Here is a 15,911-nt window from a genome sequence, read left to right on the forward strand (position 1 = left end):
TGGAGCGTCGCGACGGCGGAGGCGACGAGTGCTCCCGCGGCGGACACATCGATGCGGACGGATGCTGCGCCGCCGACGCTCTCGGCGGCCGTGATCGCCGCCGCTCTCGGCCAGTTCCCGCCCACGGTCGAGCAGACCGCCGTGATCGAGGCGCCGCTGGCCCCCGCACTCGTCGTGGCCGGCGCCGGCAGCGGCAAGACCGAGACGATGGCCGCCCGTGTGGTGTGGCTCGTCGCGAACGGGATCGTGCGCCGCGACGAGGTGCTCGGACTCACGTTCACCCGCAAAGCCGCGGGCGAACTGGCCGAACGCATCCAGAAGCGTCTCGCGCGGCTGTCGGAATTCGAGCGTCGCGGACTCCTGCCCGCCCTTCCTGCACTGCACCGCGAGGGACTCCTCGATGTCTTCGGCCGGCTGGAGCGGGAAGGCGCGCCCGACGCCGCGCGCGGGGCCGCGATGACGGAGCTGGCGGAACGAGCCGGCGCGGTGGCCGTGGACGCGGGCGACGACGCCCTGCTGCACCGTCCGACGGTCTCGACCTACAACAGCTTCGCCGACGCGATCGTGCGGGAGCACGCGGTGCGGATCGGCTGGGACGCGGAGGCGGCGATCCTCTCCGAGTCGGCGGCCTGGCTCCTCATGCGGCGCGTGGTGTTCGGTTCCGACGATCCCCGCCTGGAGGAGCGGCAGGAGGCCCTGCGCTCCATCATCGACGGCGCGCTGCGCATCGCCCGCGACAGCGTCGACAATCTCGTCGACCTCGACGAGCTCGAGGCGTTCCCCGAGCGCTTCGCCGACGTCCGCGAGCGACCTTCGACGCGGCGCGCGACGGTCGTCTACGCCGACATCGCCACGGCGGCCGACAACGTCACCGCCCTGCAGCTCCTGGCGGGGCTCGCGCGTCAGTACGCCGCCGAGAAGCAGCGCCTCGGCGTGCTGGACTTCTCCGACCAGGTCGCCGGCGCGATGCGCATCGTCCGCTCGCACCGGGCCGTCGTCGACGAGCTCCGCGCCCGCTACCGCGTGGTGCTGCTGGACGAGTACCAGGACACGTCGGTCGTGCAGACCGACCTGCTCGCGACGCTGTTCGGCGGAACCGGCGTGATGGCGGTCGGAGATCCCCATCAGGCCATCTACGGCTGGCGGGGGGCGAGCGCCGGAAACCTCGGCGGCTTCCCCGCCGCCTTCGCCCCCGGCGCCGTGTGCGCTCGGTTCGCCCTCGCCACGAGCTGGCGCAACAGCTCCCGCGTGCTGGATGCCGCCAACGCCGTGCTGGCTCCGCTGGCCGCGTCCGCGCCGGTGCCGGTCGAGGAGCTGCGGTCGCGTCCGGGCGCTCCGGCGGGCGATGTCGAGGTGGTGTTCGAGGCCGACATCGACACTGAGGCGGATCGGGTGGCCGACTGGTTCCACCGCGTCCGCGGCGGCCGCGCCGCGCAGGGGCGGCCCACGTCGGGCGCCGTGCTGTTCCGCAACAAGAAGCACATGGTGCGCTTCGGGGACGCGCTGGGTCGTCGCGGCATCCCGCACCGCATCCTCGGCCTCGGCGGGCTGCTGTCCACGCCCGAGGTGGTCGACGTGGTCTCGGCCCTGCGGGTGATGGTCGACCCGTCCGCCGGTTCGGCACTGATCCGTCTGCTCGCCGGGCCACGCTGGAGCATCGGCCTCGCCGACCTGCGCGTGCTGGCCCAGCTCGCGCGCCGCATCGCCCGCCACGACGCCGCTCTCCAGCCGCTCGCCCCCGACGTGGCCGAGCAGGTCAGGGCGGGGGCGGGGGAAGACCAGGGGTCACTGGTCGACGCCCTCGACTTCGTGCTGCAGCACCGCGGCGACCACGGCTGGCTCGAGGAGTTCACCCCGGGCGCCCGCGAACGGCTGCGGGACGCGGCATCCGTCTTCGCCGGCCTTCGGCAGGCCGCCGGGATGCCGGTGCCCGAGCTTGTGCGGCTCATCGAGCTCGAGCTGCGGCTTGACATCGAGCTGGCCGCCAATGAGGCGCGAGGGCCGGCGCGCATCGCGTCCGCGCAGCTGCGCGCCTTCGTCGACGAGCTGCACGGCTTCCTGGCCGCCGACGAGAGCGGCTCCCTGTCGAGTCTCCTGGCCTGGCTCGACCACGCCGAGCAGCTCGACGAATTCGCCCCGCGCACGGAGCCGCCCGAGGACGACGTCGTGCAGCTGCTGACGATCCACGGCTCCAAGGGCCTGGAGTGGGACGCCGTGGCCGTCGTGCGCCTCGTGAAGGACGAGCTGCCCTCGGCGGCCCGCGACACGAAGGCGTGGTTGGGGTTCGGAGTGCTGCCGTACGCATTCCGCGGCGACAGCGCGTGGCTTCCCGCCTTCCGCTGGGAGGCCCACGATGCGCCGACCCAGCAGGACCTCAAGGAGGCGCTCGAGACGTTCGTGGCGGCCAACCGCGCCCGCCAGCTCGAGGAGGACCGACGCCTCGCCTACGTGGCCGTGACCCGCGCGCGCGATCACCTGCTGCTCAGCGGCGCGAGCTGGTCGGGCACGAAGAAGCCGCGCGAGCGGAGCGCGTTCCTCGCCGAGATGGCGGAGGCGCTCGAGGTCGAGCTTCCCGACGACGACCCGGGGGACGATCCCTACCTGGGGGAGCGGCGCACGCTCGAATGGCCCATCGATCCGCTCGGCGAGCGGCGCGAGCGCGTGCTGCGCGCCGCCGACGAGGTGCAGCGGGCGCTGGAGCGCGAACGTGTCGAGCCCGATGCGGACGTGCAGCTCCTCCTGGCCGAGCGGGCGGGGCGAGCGGCGCCTGCGACAGGCGCCGCCCCCACGCGCATCCCCGCCTCGCGCTACAAGGAGTTCGTCACCGACTACGAGGGCACGGTGGCCCGGCTGGCCCGCCCGCTGCCCGAGCGCCCCTTCCGCCAGACGCGGCTCGGCACGCTCTTCCACGCGTGGGTGGAGGCGCGCTCCGGCTCCGTCGGCACGAGCGGCTCCCTCGACGACGGCCTGTGGGAGAGCGACGAGGAGACGTCGGCGTCGGCGGCCGCCGCGGAGGATGCGGCCGACCTGTCCCGCCTCCAGCAGAACTTCGAGGGCTCGGAGTGGGCGATCCTCCAGCCGATCGAGGTGGAGACCGAGATCGACTTCGCGCACTCCGGCCTCGACGGCGTGCCGCACGTCGTCATCTGCAAGCTCGACGCGGTGTACCGACGGGACGACCGCGGCGGCCGCATCGAGATCGTCGACTGGAAGACGGGCCGGCCACCGGCATCCGACGCCGAGAAGGACGAGCGGATGCTGCAGCTCGAGCTCTACCGGCTGGCGTACGCGCAGAAGCACGGCATCCCGGAGGAGGAGATCGACGTGGCGCTGTACTACGTCGCGCACGACCTCGTCCTGCGCGGCTGAGCAGACTCGCGGTCAGCGGGTCAGCGGGTCAGCGGGTCAGCGGGTCAGCGGGTCGGCGGGTCGGCGGGTCAGCGCGTGCCGCCCTCGCCGCGCTCGGCCTGATCGGTCCAGTGCCGCAGGGCGGCCTCTGCGGAGCGACCCGCGTCCGCCTCGGGGTCGTCGTCGGCGGGCCGCACCAGGGCCGAGATGTCGATGGGGGCGGTGGCCAGGTCGTCCGCGGGCGCGGGGGCCGCGGCATCCGTCGCGCCCCTGCGGGGCGGGCTCGCCAGGGCGGTCGGCGCCTCGCGGTACGCCGGAGCGCCCTCGGGCGACGAGGTGAGAACCTCGGGTGCCGCGCGGCGGACCTCGCCCGTACGGCTGTCGTCGCGGCCGGCGGCCTCCTCATCGTCCGCGAGGAACAGCGAGAGCATCGCCGGGTCGTAGGCGTCGGTCTGCATCGACGTGTCGATGTCGGCGGGGGGAGCGGCGTCGGGCGTGCGGCCGAGGAGCGCGATCGCGTCGTCGACGTCGAGCTCGTCGTCGGACACCAGGTCTTCCCCGGCTACGCCCTGCGCGAGCGACTCGAGGAGACCCACGGCGTCGTCGACCACGTCGTCGCGGCCGGAGTCGAAGCCGTGCACGAGCCACTTCGCGAACTCGAGCTCGGCGTACAGCCGCGCGCGCTCACGGACGAGCGCATCGGGGGCCCGCGAGCTGCGCGCCGAGTACGCGGCGTACACGTCCTCGGCGGCGGTCGGCGCGGAGGCGAGCCACTGCAGGTCGGTCGCGGGGTCGCCGACCGAGAGTCCATGCCAGTCGAGCACGCCCGTGACGGTCGGTGCGCCGCTCTCGGCATCTTCGAAGAGGAAGGATGCCGCACCGGCACCGCCCAGCACGACCGCCGACTCGAAGCGCCACAGGGTCTCGGCGGCCACCGCGCGACGCCAGCGCACGATGAGCGGAATCGGCAGGCGGTGCGTCGACTCCGCGCGATCGAGCAGCCGGGAGACGTCGTCGCGCACCTGGGCGGGCGTGCGCACGGGCAGGCCTTCAGTGCGGACGATCGAGAGGGGGAGGGCATGGAGGGCCGCGAGCGCCTCGCCGATGGAGGTGGCGGCACCGCGCCCCGGGGGGAGGTGAGCCGCGTCGACGCGGTACCCGGGGAGGAAGTCGACGACGACGGCGGGCGTGTCGCCGATGCCCGTCTCGCCGAGGAGCTCGGGGGCGCGGAAGGGGAGGAGGCCGCGCACGCCCGGAGTGAGCGCGCGCAGCGCGCGGGCCTCGGCGGTGAGCTCGGCGACGCCCTCGGAGTCGGCGGGGGCGCGCACCACGACGCGGCGTCCGTCGTCGAGATCCGCCACCGCGGTGTCGTAGCGACCGGCCGCCCTCTCGGTCAGGATGGCCACCCCGACCACCCCCGCACGGGGCAGAGCCGAGGTCACGGACGCGGCTAAAGTGAGAGGTGAGCGTGCCATGTGCCCAGGGTAGGTCGGGTCCGCTCCAGCGCCACGGCGCCACGCCCGTCTTGTCGACCGTGTCGACCCGTTCTGGAAGGTCCTAGATGCCGGGTCCCCGTTCCTTCGAGCCGTTCCCCACCGCCGCCGGCATCGACCGGTCCGCCGACGAGCGTCGCACCGAAGGTCTGGTCGAGACGCTGCGCTCCGACGCCGGCACGCGCGTGCTCGTCCTCCAGGGCGATGCGGCGCCGCTCCGCGACGAGGGCGGACTGCACCTCGTCTCCGCGGACGAGGTGCCGGGCGGCGCCGAGTGGGCGTTCCTCGGGCGCGACGCGCGCCGCGCGGGCGTGCTCGCCGCGGTCTTCCCCTCCGTCCCCGAGCAGACCCCGCCGATCACGGCACCCGCCGGGTGGGGTGCCCTGCGCGCCGTCGGCGGCGACCTCGATGCGACGGACTCCGGCCTGTTCGTGGAGGCGCTGAGCCTCGGCCGGTGGCTGCTGGATGCCGCGTTCTGCCCGTTCTGCGGCACCCGCACCGAGCTGCGCAACGGCGGATGGTCTCGGAAGTGCCCGCACTGCGGGCGCGAGCACTTCCCCCGCACCGATCCGGCGGTCATCGTCGCGGTGGGCGGGTCGCAGCATCCCGACCGTCTTCTGCTCGGCGCGAATGCGATGTGGGGCGGGGAGCGCTTCTCGTGCTTCGCGGGCTTCGCCGAGGCGGGGGAGTCGCTCGAGTCCACCGTCGCGCGCGAGGTCTCCGAGGAGGCCGGCGTCGACCTGGTGGACGTGCGCTATCGCGGCTCGCAGGCCTGGCCCTACCCGCGCTCGCTCATGCTCGGCTTCCACGCGACGGCGGCCGACGAGGACGCCGCGCGTCCGGACGGCGAGGAGATCGTCGCCGTCCGCTGGTTCACGCGCGACGAGATCGGCGCCGGGCTGGCCGGCGAGGGCGGCGTGCTGCTGCCCGGGCCCGCCTCCATCGCGCGACGGCTGATCGCGGACTGGCACACGGCGGCCGGATGATCGGCGACGCCCTCGACGGACTCGACGAGCGGCAGCGCGAGGCCGCCGCCACCCTGCGCGGCCCGGTGCTGGTGCTGGCCGGCGCCGGCACCGGCAAGACGCGCGTCATCACGCACCGCATCGCGCACGGCGTCGACACCGGCGCGTACTCGCCCGGGCGGGTCATGGCCGTGACGTTCACCGCGAAGGCGGCGGGCGAGATGCGCGGCCGGCTGCGCGCGCTGGGGGTGGAGGGCGTCTCCGCGCGCACCTTCCACGCCGCGGCACTCGCGCAGCTGAACTTCTTCTGGCCGACGCTCGCCGGTGACAGTGCGCCGGCCATCGTCGACAACAAGGTGCGTCTGCTCGCCCATGCCGCCGACGGCGTGGGCATCGACGCCGACAAGGCGACCCTCCGCGACATCGCGAGCGAGATCGAGTGGCGCAAGGTGACGCTGCGCAGCATCGACGCGTGGGCGGCGGCTCGTCCCGGCGGTGTGGGCAGATACGACGTGTCGCGCGTGGCGGATCTGCAGCGCGCGTACGAGAAGCTCAAGGACGAGCGTCGCCAGCTCGACTTCGAGGACGTGCTGCTGGCCTGCGCCGGCATGCTCGAGGCGGAGCCGCGCGTCGCCGAGGCGGTGCGCGAGCAGTATCGGCACTTCACCGTCGACGAGTTCCAGGACGTCTCGCCCCTCCAGCACCGCCTCCTGCAACTCTGGGTCGGCGAGCGGCGCGACCTCTGCGTCGTCGGCGATGCGAGCCAGACTATTTACTCCTTCGCCGGCGCCGACGCGCGCTTCCTGCTCGAGTTCCCGGCGCGTCACCCCGACGCCACGGTCGTGCGCCTCGAGACCAACTACCGATCGGATGCCGCGGTGCTCGCCGTCGCGAACGAGCTGATGCGCGATCGACCCGGCGCGCTGGAGCTCCGGCCGGCCCCGGACCGACGACCGGCCGCGCGGTCCGGAACCTCCGCCGCCGGCGAGTCGCCGGTGCCGACCGTGACCGCCTATCCGGACGATGCCGCGGAGGCGGCGGGCGTCGCCGGGGCGATCGCCGCGCGCATCTCGGCCGGCGTCGATCCGCGCAGCATCGCCGTGCTGTACCGGGCTCACGCCCAGTCGCCGGAGATCCTGCGCGCGCTGGCCGAGCGGGGCGTCGCGGCGACCGTGCTGGGCGGCCGCCGGTTCTTCGAGGTGCCCGAGGTGCGTCAGGCGCTCATGGCCCTGCGCGGCGCCTCGGTCGCCGCGCAGGAGCACGGCCTCGTCGACAGCGTGCGCGATGTGTTGCGCTCCCTCGGCATGACCGACGAGCCGCCGCCGGCGGGCGGTGCCCTCCGCGACGCCTGGGAGGCGCGCGCGGCCCTCCTCTGCCTGGCGGAGGAGGCCGCGCCCGGCACGAGTCTGCGCGCCTTCACGGACGACCTCATCGCGCGGGCGAAGTCGCAGCACGAGCCGGCCCTGCGCACCGTCACCCTCGCCACCCTGCACGCAGCCAAAGGCCTCGAATGGGATCATGTGCATCTCCTCGGGCTGAGCGAGGGCTTCCTGCCGATCTCCTACGCGACGACCTTCGAGCAGATCGACGAGGAGCGCCGGCTGGCCTACGTCGGCATCACGCGCGCCGGGCGCTCGCTCTCGCTGTCGTGGTCGCGGTCGGTCGGACAGCGGGAGCGGACGCCGTCGCGCTTCCTGCGAGAGATCGGCAACGGCACTCTGCGTGCGGCCGATGGGCGCGCCAGCGGCGGCGGAGGGAGCCGGCGCGCACCCGCACGGAGCGCCCCGGCGGCATCGTCGGCTCCCCGCTCGCGCTGAGCGCGCCGACGGCGTCGTGGTCGCCGGTCGTGAGCGCCGCATCGAGCAGGCCGGCGGCGAGCAGGCCCGCCTCGATCGCCAGGTCCTCGCGCGCAGGGACGGCACGGCGTCCCAGCAGCTGAGCGAAGATGTGCGGCCAGTCGGCGTCGTCGTCGCGCTCGCGCAGCTGCACACAGGTGAGGCAGGCGGAGCGACCGGGGACGACGAGGGGCCCGACCTCCACCCGGTCGGCGGTGAAGACGACCGGCAGGTGGGGGATGTCGCGGCTCATCAGCCGCGCGGTGCGGCGGGGATCGACCGCGTGGCAGGCGAGGAGGACGACGGGCGTCTCGTCGCCGGCGGATGACGACAGGGGGATCCGGCCCGCAGCCCGCAGCGCCGTCGCGAAAGACCGGGCCGTCGCCGCGTCGAAGGCGTCCGGCCCGTCGGGCACGTCGAGCACGGCCTGCGGCCGCAGCGGCCGCGCGTCGGGGGAGAGGGCGGGCGCCAGCATCCGCAGCAGTTCGCGAGCCTCGGGCACCGTCCCGCCCAGACCGACGACGGTGCCGTCGAATGCCGGCTCCGGAAGGCCGTGCTCGAGCTGCCGGACCAGCCGCTCCTGCCAGGGCTCCGGGGCTTCCAGCCGGGCGACCGCGTCCAGCCCGAACTGCAGGGAGGTGGCGCTCCGCCAGAGCGGCGGGTGCGCGGGATCGAGTCGCAGCATCCCCCGATCATGGAGGAGGCGACTCCTGCTCCGCGGCCGTCGTCCACAGCTCGCACGGAGCGGGCACGCGGAACGTCGGTGGGGAGGAACGGCGCCTCACGAGCCTCAGCGGGCGCATCGACCGTCCGGGCGCACTCCTCCGCCCGGACGGCGAAGCGGGCGCTCAGACTGGACGGGGATCCTCCGGACCGTCGTCGTCGCGACGAGGGTCGTCGTCGAGGTCCTCGAGCTCGGCGTCCAGGTCGTCGCCGCCGCCCTCGGCGACCGAGGGGTCCTGCGGCTCCTCGCCGGCGAGCAGCCGGGCCAAGGCGTCGTCGAACTCGTCGGGAGCCGGCTCCTCGCCGCGCGCCCGCGCCTGCAGTCGCGCGATGAGGCCGGCGGGGTCGTCGATGTCGGCGGGCTCGGGCATGAGGTCGGGATAGTCCCATAGGGCGTCCCGGGCCGCGATGCCGACGGCGTCGGTCACCGCGCGCCACATGGCGGCGGCCTCGCGCATGCGGCGGGGGCGCAGTTCCAGGCCGACGAGCGAGCCGAGGGCCTGCTCGGCCGGGCCGCCCACCGCGCGGCGGCGACGCACGGCCTCGCCGATGGCGCCGGACGTCGGAAGACGCGAGGTCGCGGCATCCGTCACCACATCGACCCATCCCTCGATGGTGGCCAGCAGGTGCTCGAGACGCGCGAGCGCGAGCTCCTGCGCCTCCGACTTCGCGGGGATGAGCGCGCCGCTCTCGAGCGCCTGCCGCAGCTCCGCCGGCTGGGAGGGGTCGAAGCGCGACGCGAGGTCTTCGAGGGCGCCGGTGTCGATGTGGATGCCGCGGGCGAAGTCGCCGACCTGCGACATGACCTGCAGGCGCAGCCACTTCGCGTGGCGGAACAGCCGCGCGTGGGCGAGCTCGCGCGTCGCGACGTACAGCGCGAGCTGATCGTCGGGGATGCCGAGGTCGCGCCCGAAGTCCGCGAAGTTCTGCGGAAGGATCGCCGCCTCGCCGGCCGGCATCACGGGGATGCCCACGTCGCCGCCGCTCACGACCTCCGTCGAGAGTCGTCCGATGACCTGGCCGAGCTGCGTGGCGAAGAGCGAGCCGCCGATGGTGCGCATCAGCCGCCCGGCGCCCTGGATGAGGCCCTGCATCTCGTCGGGTGCCTGCTCGCTCAGTGTGGCCGTCAGCGCGTCGGCGATGCTCGTCGCGACGGGCTCCGCCAGCTCCTGCCAGACCGGCAGGGTCTGCTCGACCCAGGCGCCGCGCGTGATCGTGCGCGGGGGGACGGAGAGGTCGGAGATCGCCGTCGCCTCGCTCAGCCAGAGGGTCGCGAGCGTGAACGCCTGGTCGAGGTCGGCGCGCTGCCCGGAGGAGATGGCCTGACCGTCCTGATTGGCGATGTGCAGCGCCTGCGTCTTGGCCGCGTCCCAGGAGATGCCCTCCGCGTCGGTGCTCGAGAAGGCGCTCTGCATCTGGCGCATGATGGCCTGCATCATGGCGGGGTCGACCTGCATGCCCGACAGCCGCGACAGGGCCTCGGCGTCGAGCTCACCGCCGGCTCCACCTGCTCCACCGAGGAGCTGTCTCATCAGCTCCTGGAACTCTTCCTCCGGGCTGCGATCATCGTCCGCCACTTCAGCCGCCTTTCAGCCGGGTCCTGAACTCGCGTTCTACGCTAGTCGCACGGATCATCGCAGTCCCCGGCCGAGACCCCCTCGACGTACGCCGGTCGCGAACGACCAGTCGAGGAAAGGGCTCTCGTGACGCTGTTCGACGAGAACGTGACGATCGCGCCTGCACCGCGGCGGCGCCGCAGCCGTCGCTCCCAGGCGGGGGTCTGGGCGCTGCTGGTGGCGCTGGTCGTGCTGCTGATCCTCACGTTCCTGCCGACCTCGTACGTCATCCAGCAGCCCGGTCCGGTCTACGACACTCTCGGCTCCGCGGCATCGGCCGACGGGTCGCAGGTGCCGCTGATCTCCGTCGACGGAGCGGAGACCTACCCCACCGACGGATCGCTCGACCTCCTCACCGTGCAGGTGGTGGGCAATCGGGAGCGCACGCCGTCGTGGTTCGAGCTGGCGACCGCCTGGTTCGATCCCTCGCGCGCCGTCGTGCCGCTGGATTCCGTCTTCCCCGCCGGCGAGACCACCGACCAGCGCAATCAGGAGAGCGCGACGATGATGGTCGACTCGCAGAAGGAGGCCACCGCGGCCGCCCTCACCGAGCTCGGCTACGACATCGGCACCAAGGTCACGGTCGTCGGCCTCACCGACGACTCCGCCGCGCAGGGCATCCTGCAGCAGGGCGACGTCGTCGAGACGGCAGACGGTCAGCCGGTGACGGATGCCGCGGCCCTCCGTGAGATCGTCACCGCCGGTCAGGACGCGCCGATCCGGCTCGAGATCGAGAGGGACGGCGCGACGCAGGACGTCACCGTCACGCCGCGCGAGGTCGAGGAGCAGGGGCAGAGCGTGTGGCGCGTCGGTGTGAGCCTCATGGCCGACTACGACTTCCCGATCGACGTCAGCATCCAGCTGAACAACGTGGGCGGCCCGAGCGCCGGCATGATGTTCGCCCTCGGGATCATCGACACCCTGACGCCCGACGATCTGACGGGCGGCCAGCGGATCGCCGGCACCGGCACGATCACCGCCGACGGCACCGTCGGGCCCATCGGCGGCATCCGGCAGAAGCTGTACGGCGCCAAGGACGCGGGGGCCACGTGGTTCCTCGCTCCCGCCGCGAACTGCGACGAGGTCGTCGGGCACGTGCCCGACGGTCTGCGCGTCTTCTCCGTCTCGAAGCTCGACGACTCGCTGACCGTGTTGCAGACCATCCGCGACGGCGGCGACCTCGATGCGCTGCCCACCTGCGGCTCCTGATCGCGGGCGCCGCAGGACGGCGCTGAACCTGCGAGTTCGTGAGGCAGACGCTCGGCGTTCCCTCAACATGCGCGACCTAGGATGAGACGGTGACATCGTCGACCGCCACCCGCCCGGCCGCCCCGAATCGTTCCCGAAGAATCATCGCGATCTCCCTCGCGATCATCGCCGCGCTGGTCGTGGCGTTCTTCGTCTTCGCGAACCTCTACGCCGACTGGCTGTGGTTCGCCCAGCTGGGCTTCCAGTCGGTGCTGACCACGCAGTGGATCGCCCGGGTGGTCATGTTCCTCGTCGGCTTCATCGGCATGGCGGTCCCCGTCTGGCTCGCCATACAGCTGGCCTACCGGCTCCGGCCCGTCTACGCGCGGCTGAGCTCGCAGCTCGACCGGTACCAGGAGGTCGTCGAACCGCTCCGCCGCCTGGCGATGTTCGGCATCCCCGTCTTCTTCGGGTTCTTCGCCGGCTTCGCGGCCTCCGCCCAGTGGGAGACCACGTGGCTGTGGTTCAACGGGGTCGCGACGACCACCACCGACCCGGAGTTCGGGCTCGACACCGGCTTCTACCTCTTCGCCATGCCGTTCTACAGCGCGGCACTCGGCTTCCTCTCCGCCGTCCTGCTGATCTGCCTGCTCGTGACGGCCGTCGTCTCCTACCTCTACGGGTCGGTGCGCGTCGGTCAGCGCGAGCTGCGCATCTCGAAGGCCGCCCGCATCCAGCTCGCGATCATCGCCGGCCTCTACCTCCTCGTGCAGGGCGCGAGCCTGTGGCTCGACCGCTTCAAGACGCTCGTCGAGCCGGGCGACCGCATCACCGGTCCCGGCTACGTCGGCGTCCACGCGACCATCCCCGGCCAGACGATCCTGGCGATCGTCGCCGTGCTCGTGGCCGTGCTCTTCTTCGTCACCGCCGTCATCGGCCGCTGGCGCTATCCGCTCATCGCCACCGCGCTGCTCGTCGTCTCGGCCATCGTGCTGGGCGCCGGCTACCCCTGGGTCGTCAACACCTTCCAGGTGCGGCCGAACCAGCTGGCGCTGGAGAGCGAGTACTACCAGCGCGGCATCGACATGACGCAGACGGCCTACGGCCTCGATGGGCTGGAGAAGAGCGACTTCGCCGCCGCGACCGACGTCGAGCAGGGTCAGCTGCGCTCCGACGCGCAGACCACCGCGCAGATCCGCATCATGGACCCGGCAATCATCAGCCCGACGGTGCGTCAGATCGAGCAGTACCGCCAGTACTACCAGTTCCCCGATGACCTCGACGTCGACCGCTACACGATCGACGGCGTCTCGCAGGACACGATCAGCGCGGTCCGCGAGCTCGACATCGACCAGCTCGGCGCCCCGTCCTGGCAGAACAACACCCTCATCTACACGCACGGCTACGGCCTCGTCGCGGCGAAGGGCAACGCGCGCACCGCCGACGGCAACCCGGTGTTCCTCGAGCGCGGCATCCCGGCATCCGGCTTCCTCTCCGACGAGGAGGACTTCGAGCCGCGCGTCTACTTCGGCGAGAAGTCGCCGCCGTACTCGATCGTCGGCGCCCCCGAGGGCACGGCCCCTGTGGAGCTCGACTACCCCGACGGTGAGGACGGCGCGACCGAGACGAAGACCACGTTCTCTGGCGACGGCGGACCGAGCGTCGGCAACGTCTTCAACCGCCTCATCTACGCGCTGAAGTTCCAGTCCGAGCAGATCCTCTTCTCCGACAACGTCAACGAGAAGTCGCAGATCCTGTACGACCGCACGCCGCGCGAGCGCGTGCAGAAGGTCGCCCCGTACCTCGAGCTCGACAGCGACCCGTACCCGACGGTCGTGGACGGCCGCATCGTGTGGGTCGTCGACGGCTACACGACGAGCAACTCGTACCCTTACTCGTCGAACGTCAGCCTGCAGCAGGCCATCGCGGACTCGAACAACACGGCGCCGCGCTTCGCTCTGGACAACATCAACTACATCCGCAACTCGGTCAAGGCCACCGTCGACGCGTACGACGGCAAGGTCACCCTCTACGCGTGGGACGACCAGGACCCGGTGCTCCAGACCTGGCAGAAGGTGTATCCGTCGACGATCAAGCCGATGACCGACATCTCGGCCGATCTGATGAGCCACGTGCGCTACCCGACCGACCTGTTCAAGGTGCAGCGGACGATGCTCGGCGTCTACCACGTCAACGACGCGCAGTCGTTCTACCAGCGCGACAACGCGTGGGCCACCCCGAACGACCCGCAGAACAACGACCGTCTGCAGCCGCCGTACTACCTGACGATGCAGATGCCCGGTCAGGATGCCCCGACGTACTCGATGTTCACGTCGTTCATCCCGTCGTCCTCCGGCGCGACGGCTCGCAACGTGCTGATGGGCTACCTCGGTGTCGACTCCAACGCGGGCGATCAAGCCGGTGTGAAGAGCGCCGACTACGGCAAGCTGAGGATGCTGGTGGTGAACGCCGACACTCCGGTACCCGGTCCCGGCCAGGTGCAGAACACGTTCGACGCCGATCCGAACGTCTCCGCCTTCATCAACATCCTGAAACAGGGCCAGTCGGACGTGCTCAACGGCAACCTGCTCACGCTGCCGGTGGGCGGCGGTCTGCTCTACGTGCAGCCCGTGTTCGTGCAGTCCTCGGGTGCCACCAAGCTCCCGACCCTCCAGAAGGTGCTGGTTTCCTTCGGCAGCCAGGTCGCCTTCGAGGACACGCTGAACGACGCGCTCGACGTGCTGTTCGGCGGTGACTCCGGTGCGAGCGCCGGTGACGGCGGAGTGACGCCGTCGCCCGGACCCACGGGCACGCCGTCACCCACCCCGTCGGCGACGCCGTCGCCCGGCGAGTCCACGGCGCCGACGACCCCGGCGGCCGACGACTACCAGGCCGCCCTGCAGGAGGCGCAGTCCGCCGTGCAGGCCAAGCAGGCCGCCCTGCAGGCCGGCGACCTGGCCGCCTTCGGCGAGGCTGACGCGCGACTGACCGCCGCCGTCCAGAAGCTCATCGAGCTCGGCGAGCAGTAAGCCGCAGCAACGAGGGAGAGGGTCGCGATCGAGGTCGTGGCCCTCTCCTCGTTTCGTGCGGCGGGCGGGTGTCGACGGCGGACCCGCCGTCACCCGGGCTCAGATGAAGAAGGCGTACCAGATCAGCAGGAGGGTCACCCCGGTGCCCGCGATCTGGTTGATCCACAGGAACCGGTCCCAGCCGCGCGTGACGGTCTCGGACTCGGCGTCGCTGACGGAGCGGTACGGCCACACGGCGGCGAGGTAGGGGAGCACGAGGAGACCCGCGAGCGGACCAGGCCACGGCGTCGCCAGCATGGCGATCCCCGCCAGGGCGTAGCAGGCGAGCGCGAAGCGCACCGTCCACCGCGCACCGCGCGCGGTCGCTATGGAGGAGATGCCCGCGGCGCGGTCGGCGACGACGTCCTGCACCGCGCCGAACGCGTGCGAGGCGACGCCCCAGAGCGCGAACGCCACCAGGAGCGCCACCAGCGACCAGGTCCACGTCGCGCCGGCCAGCACGAGCGCGTACACGGCGGGCGAGAAGAAGTGGATGCTGGAGGTCATCGAGTCCGCGAACGGCCGCTCCTTCAGCCGCAGTGGCGGAGCGGAGTAGAACACGACGAAGAACATGCTGATCGCGAGCACGGCCCAGGACAGCGGCGGGCCGACCACGACGAGGTAGACCAGGAACGGAAGACACGACAGCGCCGCCGCCCACAGGGTGACGGGATGCATCCGGCGGTCGAGCACTGCGCCGTGCACGCCGCCCTTCCGCGGATTGCGGAGGTCGGACTCGTAGTCGAACACGTCGTTGATCCCGTACATCGCGAGGTTGTACGGGATGAGGAAGAAGATCGTGCCGACGATCGCGGTCGCGTCGATGTCGCGGGTCGTCAGCAGGTAAGCCGCGGCGAAGGGGTACGCGGTGTTGATCCAGCTGATGGGCCGCGAGGCGAGGAAGAGCTCACGGAGCACGGTCGCTGCTCCGAGTGGCGAGGTGCGCGGGCCGCTCATGCGGCTCTGCCTCGCACCCGGGTGCTCGGCCCGCGTGCAGCGCTGCCTCGGCCGCCCGCGTGACGGGTGCGCAGCAGGGTGGCGACGGCGGGCACCAGGAAGGCGGCGCAGAGCGGGTAGGAGAAGTCCTCCAGAGGCGCGAGCCCGATCCGCAGGCCGCTGAGGTGCTCCGGGGGGTAGGTGAACAGGCCGGCGGCGATCATCAGGTTGTCGAACACCGCCGTCAGCGCGCAGAGCGCTGCGGCAGTGAGGGCCGAGGCGGCCATCCGCCGTCCGAAGCCCGGCCGCCGCACCGTGCACAGCACCACCACGGCGGTGAGGAGCACGAACGGCAGCACGATGAGGGCGTACGTCATGCCGCCTCCGCATCCCGGCCGGCGACGCCGTCGGCGGCCGACTCCGGGCGACGTCGCGCGAGGCGACGCCGCGCGGCCCCCCACACCACCAGACCGAGGTAGCAGAGGAACGCGAGGAAGACCGGCTCCTCGATCGGCAGGTGCGGCGCGAGATCGATGCCGAGCAGGAGGGGGCTGTCGCCCTTCACGAAGACGCCGGTCGCGATGCCGACGGCGTCCCACGCGAGGAAGAACGCGGTGCCGATGCCGACGGCCGCCGCCGTGCGGGCGGGGGCGGGCTGCCACGCCAGTCGGAACCTCGCATCGAGCGCGGCGACGCCGGCGAACGACACGAGGATCGCGAGCAGGTACAGCCCCGGCAT

10 protein-coding genes are annotated in these 15,911 nt (G+C 72.4%); 5 read left to right on the plus strand and 5 right to left on the minus strand.

The features are described from left to right. Positions 1-51 precede the first annotated feature (51 nt). Entirely contained in the window at positions 52-3,369 is a 3,318-nt protein-coding gene (locus tag ABC304_RS11670; RefSeq protein WP_412932927.1) for an ATP-dependent DNA helicase, read from the plus strand. Between the two features lie 68 nt (positions 3,370-3,437). Here the strand turns inward: ABC304_RS11670 and ABC304_RS11675 are convergent, their stop codons facing one another. Continuing rightward, positions 3,438-4,823, minus strand: coding sequence for a phosphotransferase (locus ABC304_RS11675; protein WP_412930836.1), 1,386 nt, complete (start codon positions 4,821-4,823; stop codon positions 3,438-3,440). Positions 4,824-4,909: 86 nt separating this feature from the next. On the opposite strand from ABC304_RS11675, the gene nudC reads away from it, so the two are divergent. After that, complete coding sequence (nudC, locus tag ABC304_RS11680; protein WP_412930838.1) at positions 4,910-5,827, plus strand: NAD(+) diphosphatase; 918 nt, start codon at positions 4,910-4,912, stop codon at positions 5,825-5,827. Beyond that, on the plus strand, positions 5,824-7,623 hold the full coding sequence (locus tag ABC304_RS11685) for an ATP-dependent helicase (RefSeq protein ID WP_412930839.1): 1,800 nt from the start codon (positions 5,824-5,826) through the stop codon (positions 7,621-7,623). Before nudC ends, ABC304_RS11685 begins: the two co-directional genes overlap by 4 nt. An 866-nt stretch (positions 7,624-8,489) precedes the next feature. Here the strand turns inward: ABC304_RS11685 and ABC304_RS11690 are convergent. Continuing rightward, positions 8,490-9,941: a zinc-dependent metalloprotease gene (locus ABC304_RS11690; protein WP_412930840.1), complete on the minus strand. Its 1,452-nt coding sequence runs from the start codon at positions 9,939-9,941 to the stop codon at positions 8,490-8,492. A gap of 126 nt (positions 9,942-10,067) precedes the next feature. On the opposite strand from ABC304_RS11690, the gene ABC304_RS11695 reads away from it, so the two are divergent. Further along, complete coding sequence (locus ABC304_RS11695; protein ID WP_412930842.1) at positions 10,068-11,189, plus strand: YlbL family protein; 1,122 nt, start codon at positions 10,068-10,070, stop codon at positions 11,187-11,189. Between the two features lie 89 nt (positions 11,190-11,278). Continuing rightward, positions 11,279-14,197, plus strand: a complete 2,919-nt coding sequence (locus ABC304_RS11700) for a UPF0182 family membrane protein (RefSeq protein WP_412930844.1) — start codon at positions 11,279-11,281, stop codon at positions 14,195-14,197. A gap of 99 nt (positions 14,198-14,296) precedes the next feature. Here the strand turns inward: ABC304_RS11700 and ABC304_RS11705 are convergent, their stop codons facing one another. The 3 genes from ABC304_RS11705 to ABC304_RS11715 are packed head-to-tail and all read right to left on the minus strand — an operon-like array spanning position 14,297 to position 15,911. Continuing rightward, a complete protein-coding gene (locus ABC304_RS11705) occupies positions 14,297-15,193 on the minus strand; it encodes a prenyltransferase (protein ID WP_412930845.1) in 897 nt (298 codons plus the stop codon). Further along, a complete protein-coding gene (locus ABC304_RS11710; protein ID WP_412930846.1) occupies positions 15,190-15,549 on the minus strand; it encodes a lycopene cyclase domain-containing protein in 360 nt (119 codons plus the stop codon). Before ABC304_RS11710 ends, ABC304_RS11705 begins: the two co-directional genes overlap by 4 nt. After that, positions 15,546-15,911 (minus strand): lycopene cyclase domain-containing protein, encoded by a 366-nt coding sequence (locus ABC304_RS11715; protein ID WP_412930847.1) that lies wholly within the window; start codon positions 15,909-15,911, stop codon positions 15,546-15,548. The genes ABC304_RS11710 and ABC304_RS11715 overlap by 4 nt, the downstream gene beginning before the upstream one ends.

Source organism: Microbacterium jepli (assembly GCF_047237905.1).
In the GTDB taxonomy this organism is placed as follows: Bacteria; Actinomycetota; Actinomycetes; order Actinomycetales; family Microbacteriaceae; genus Microbacterium.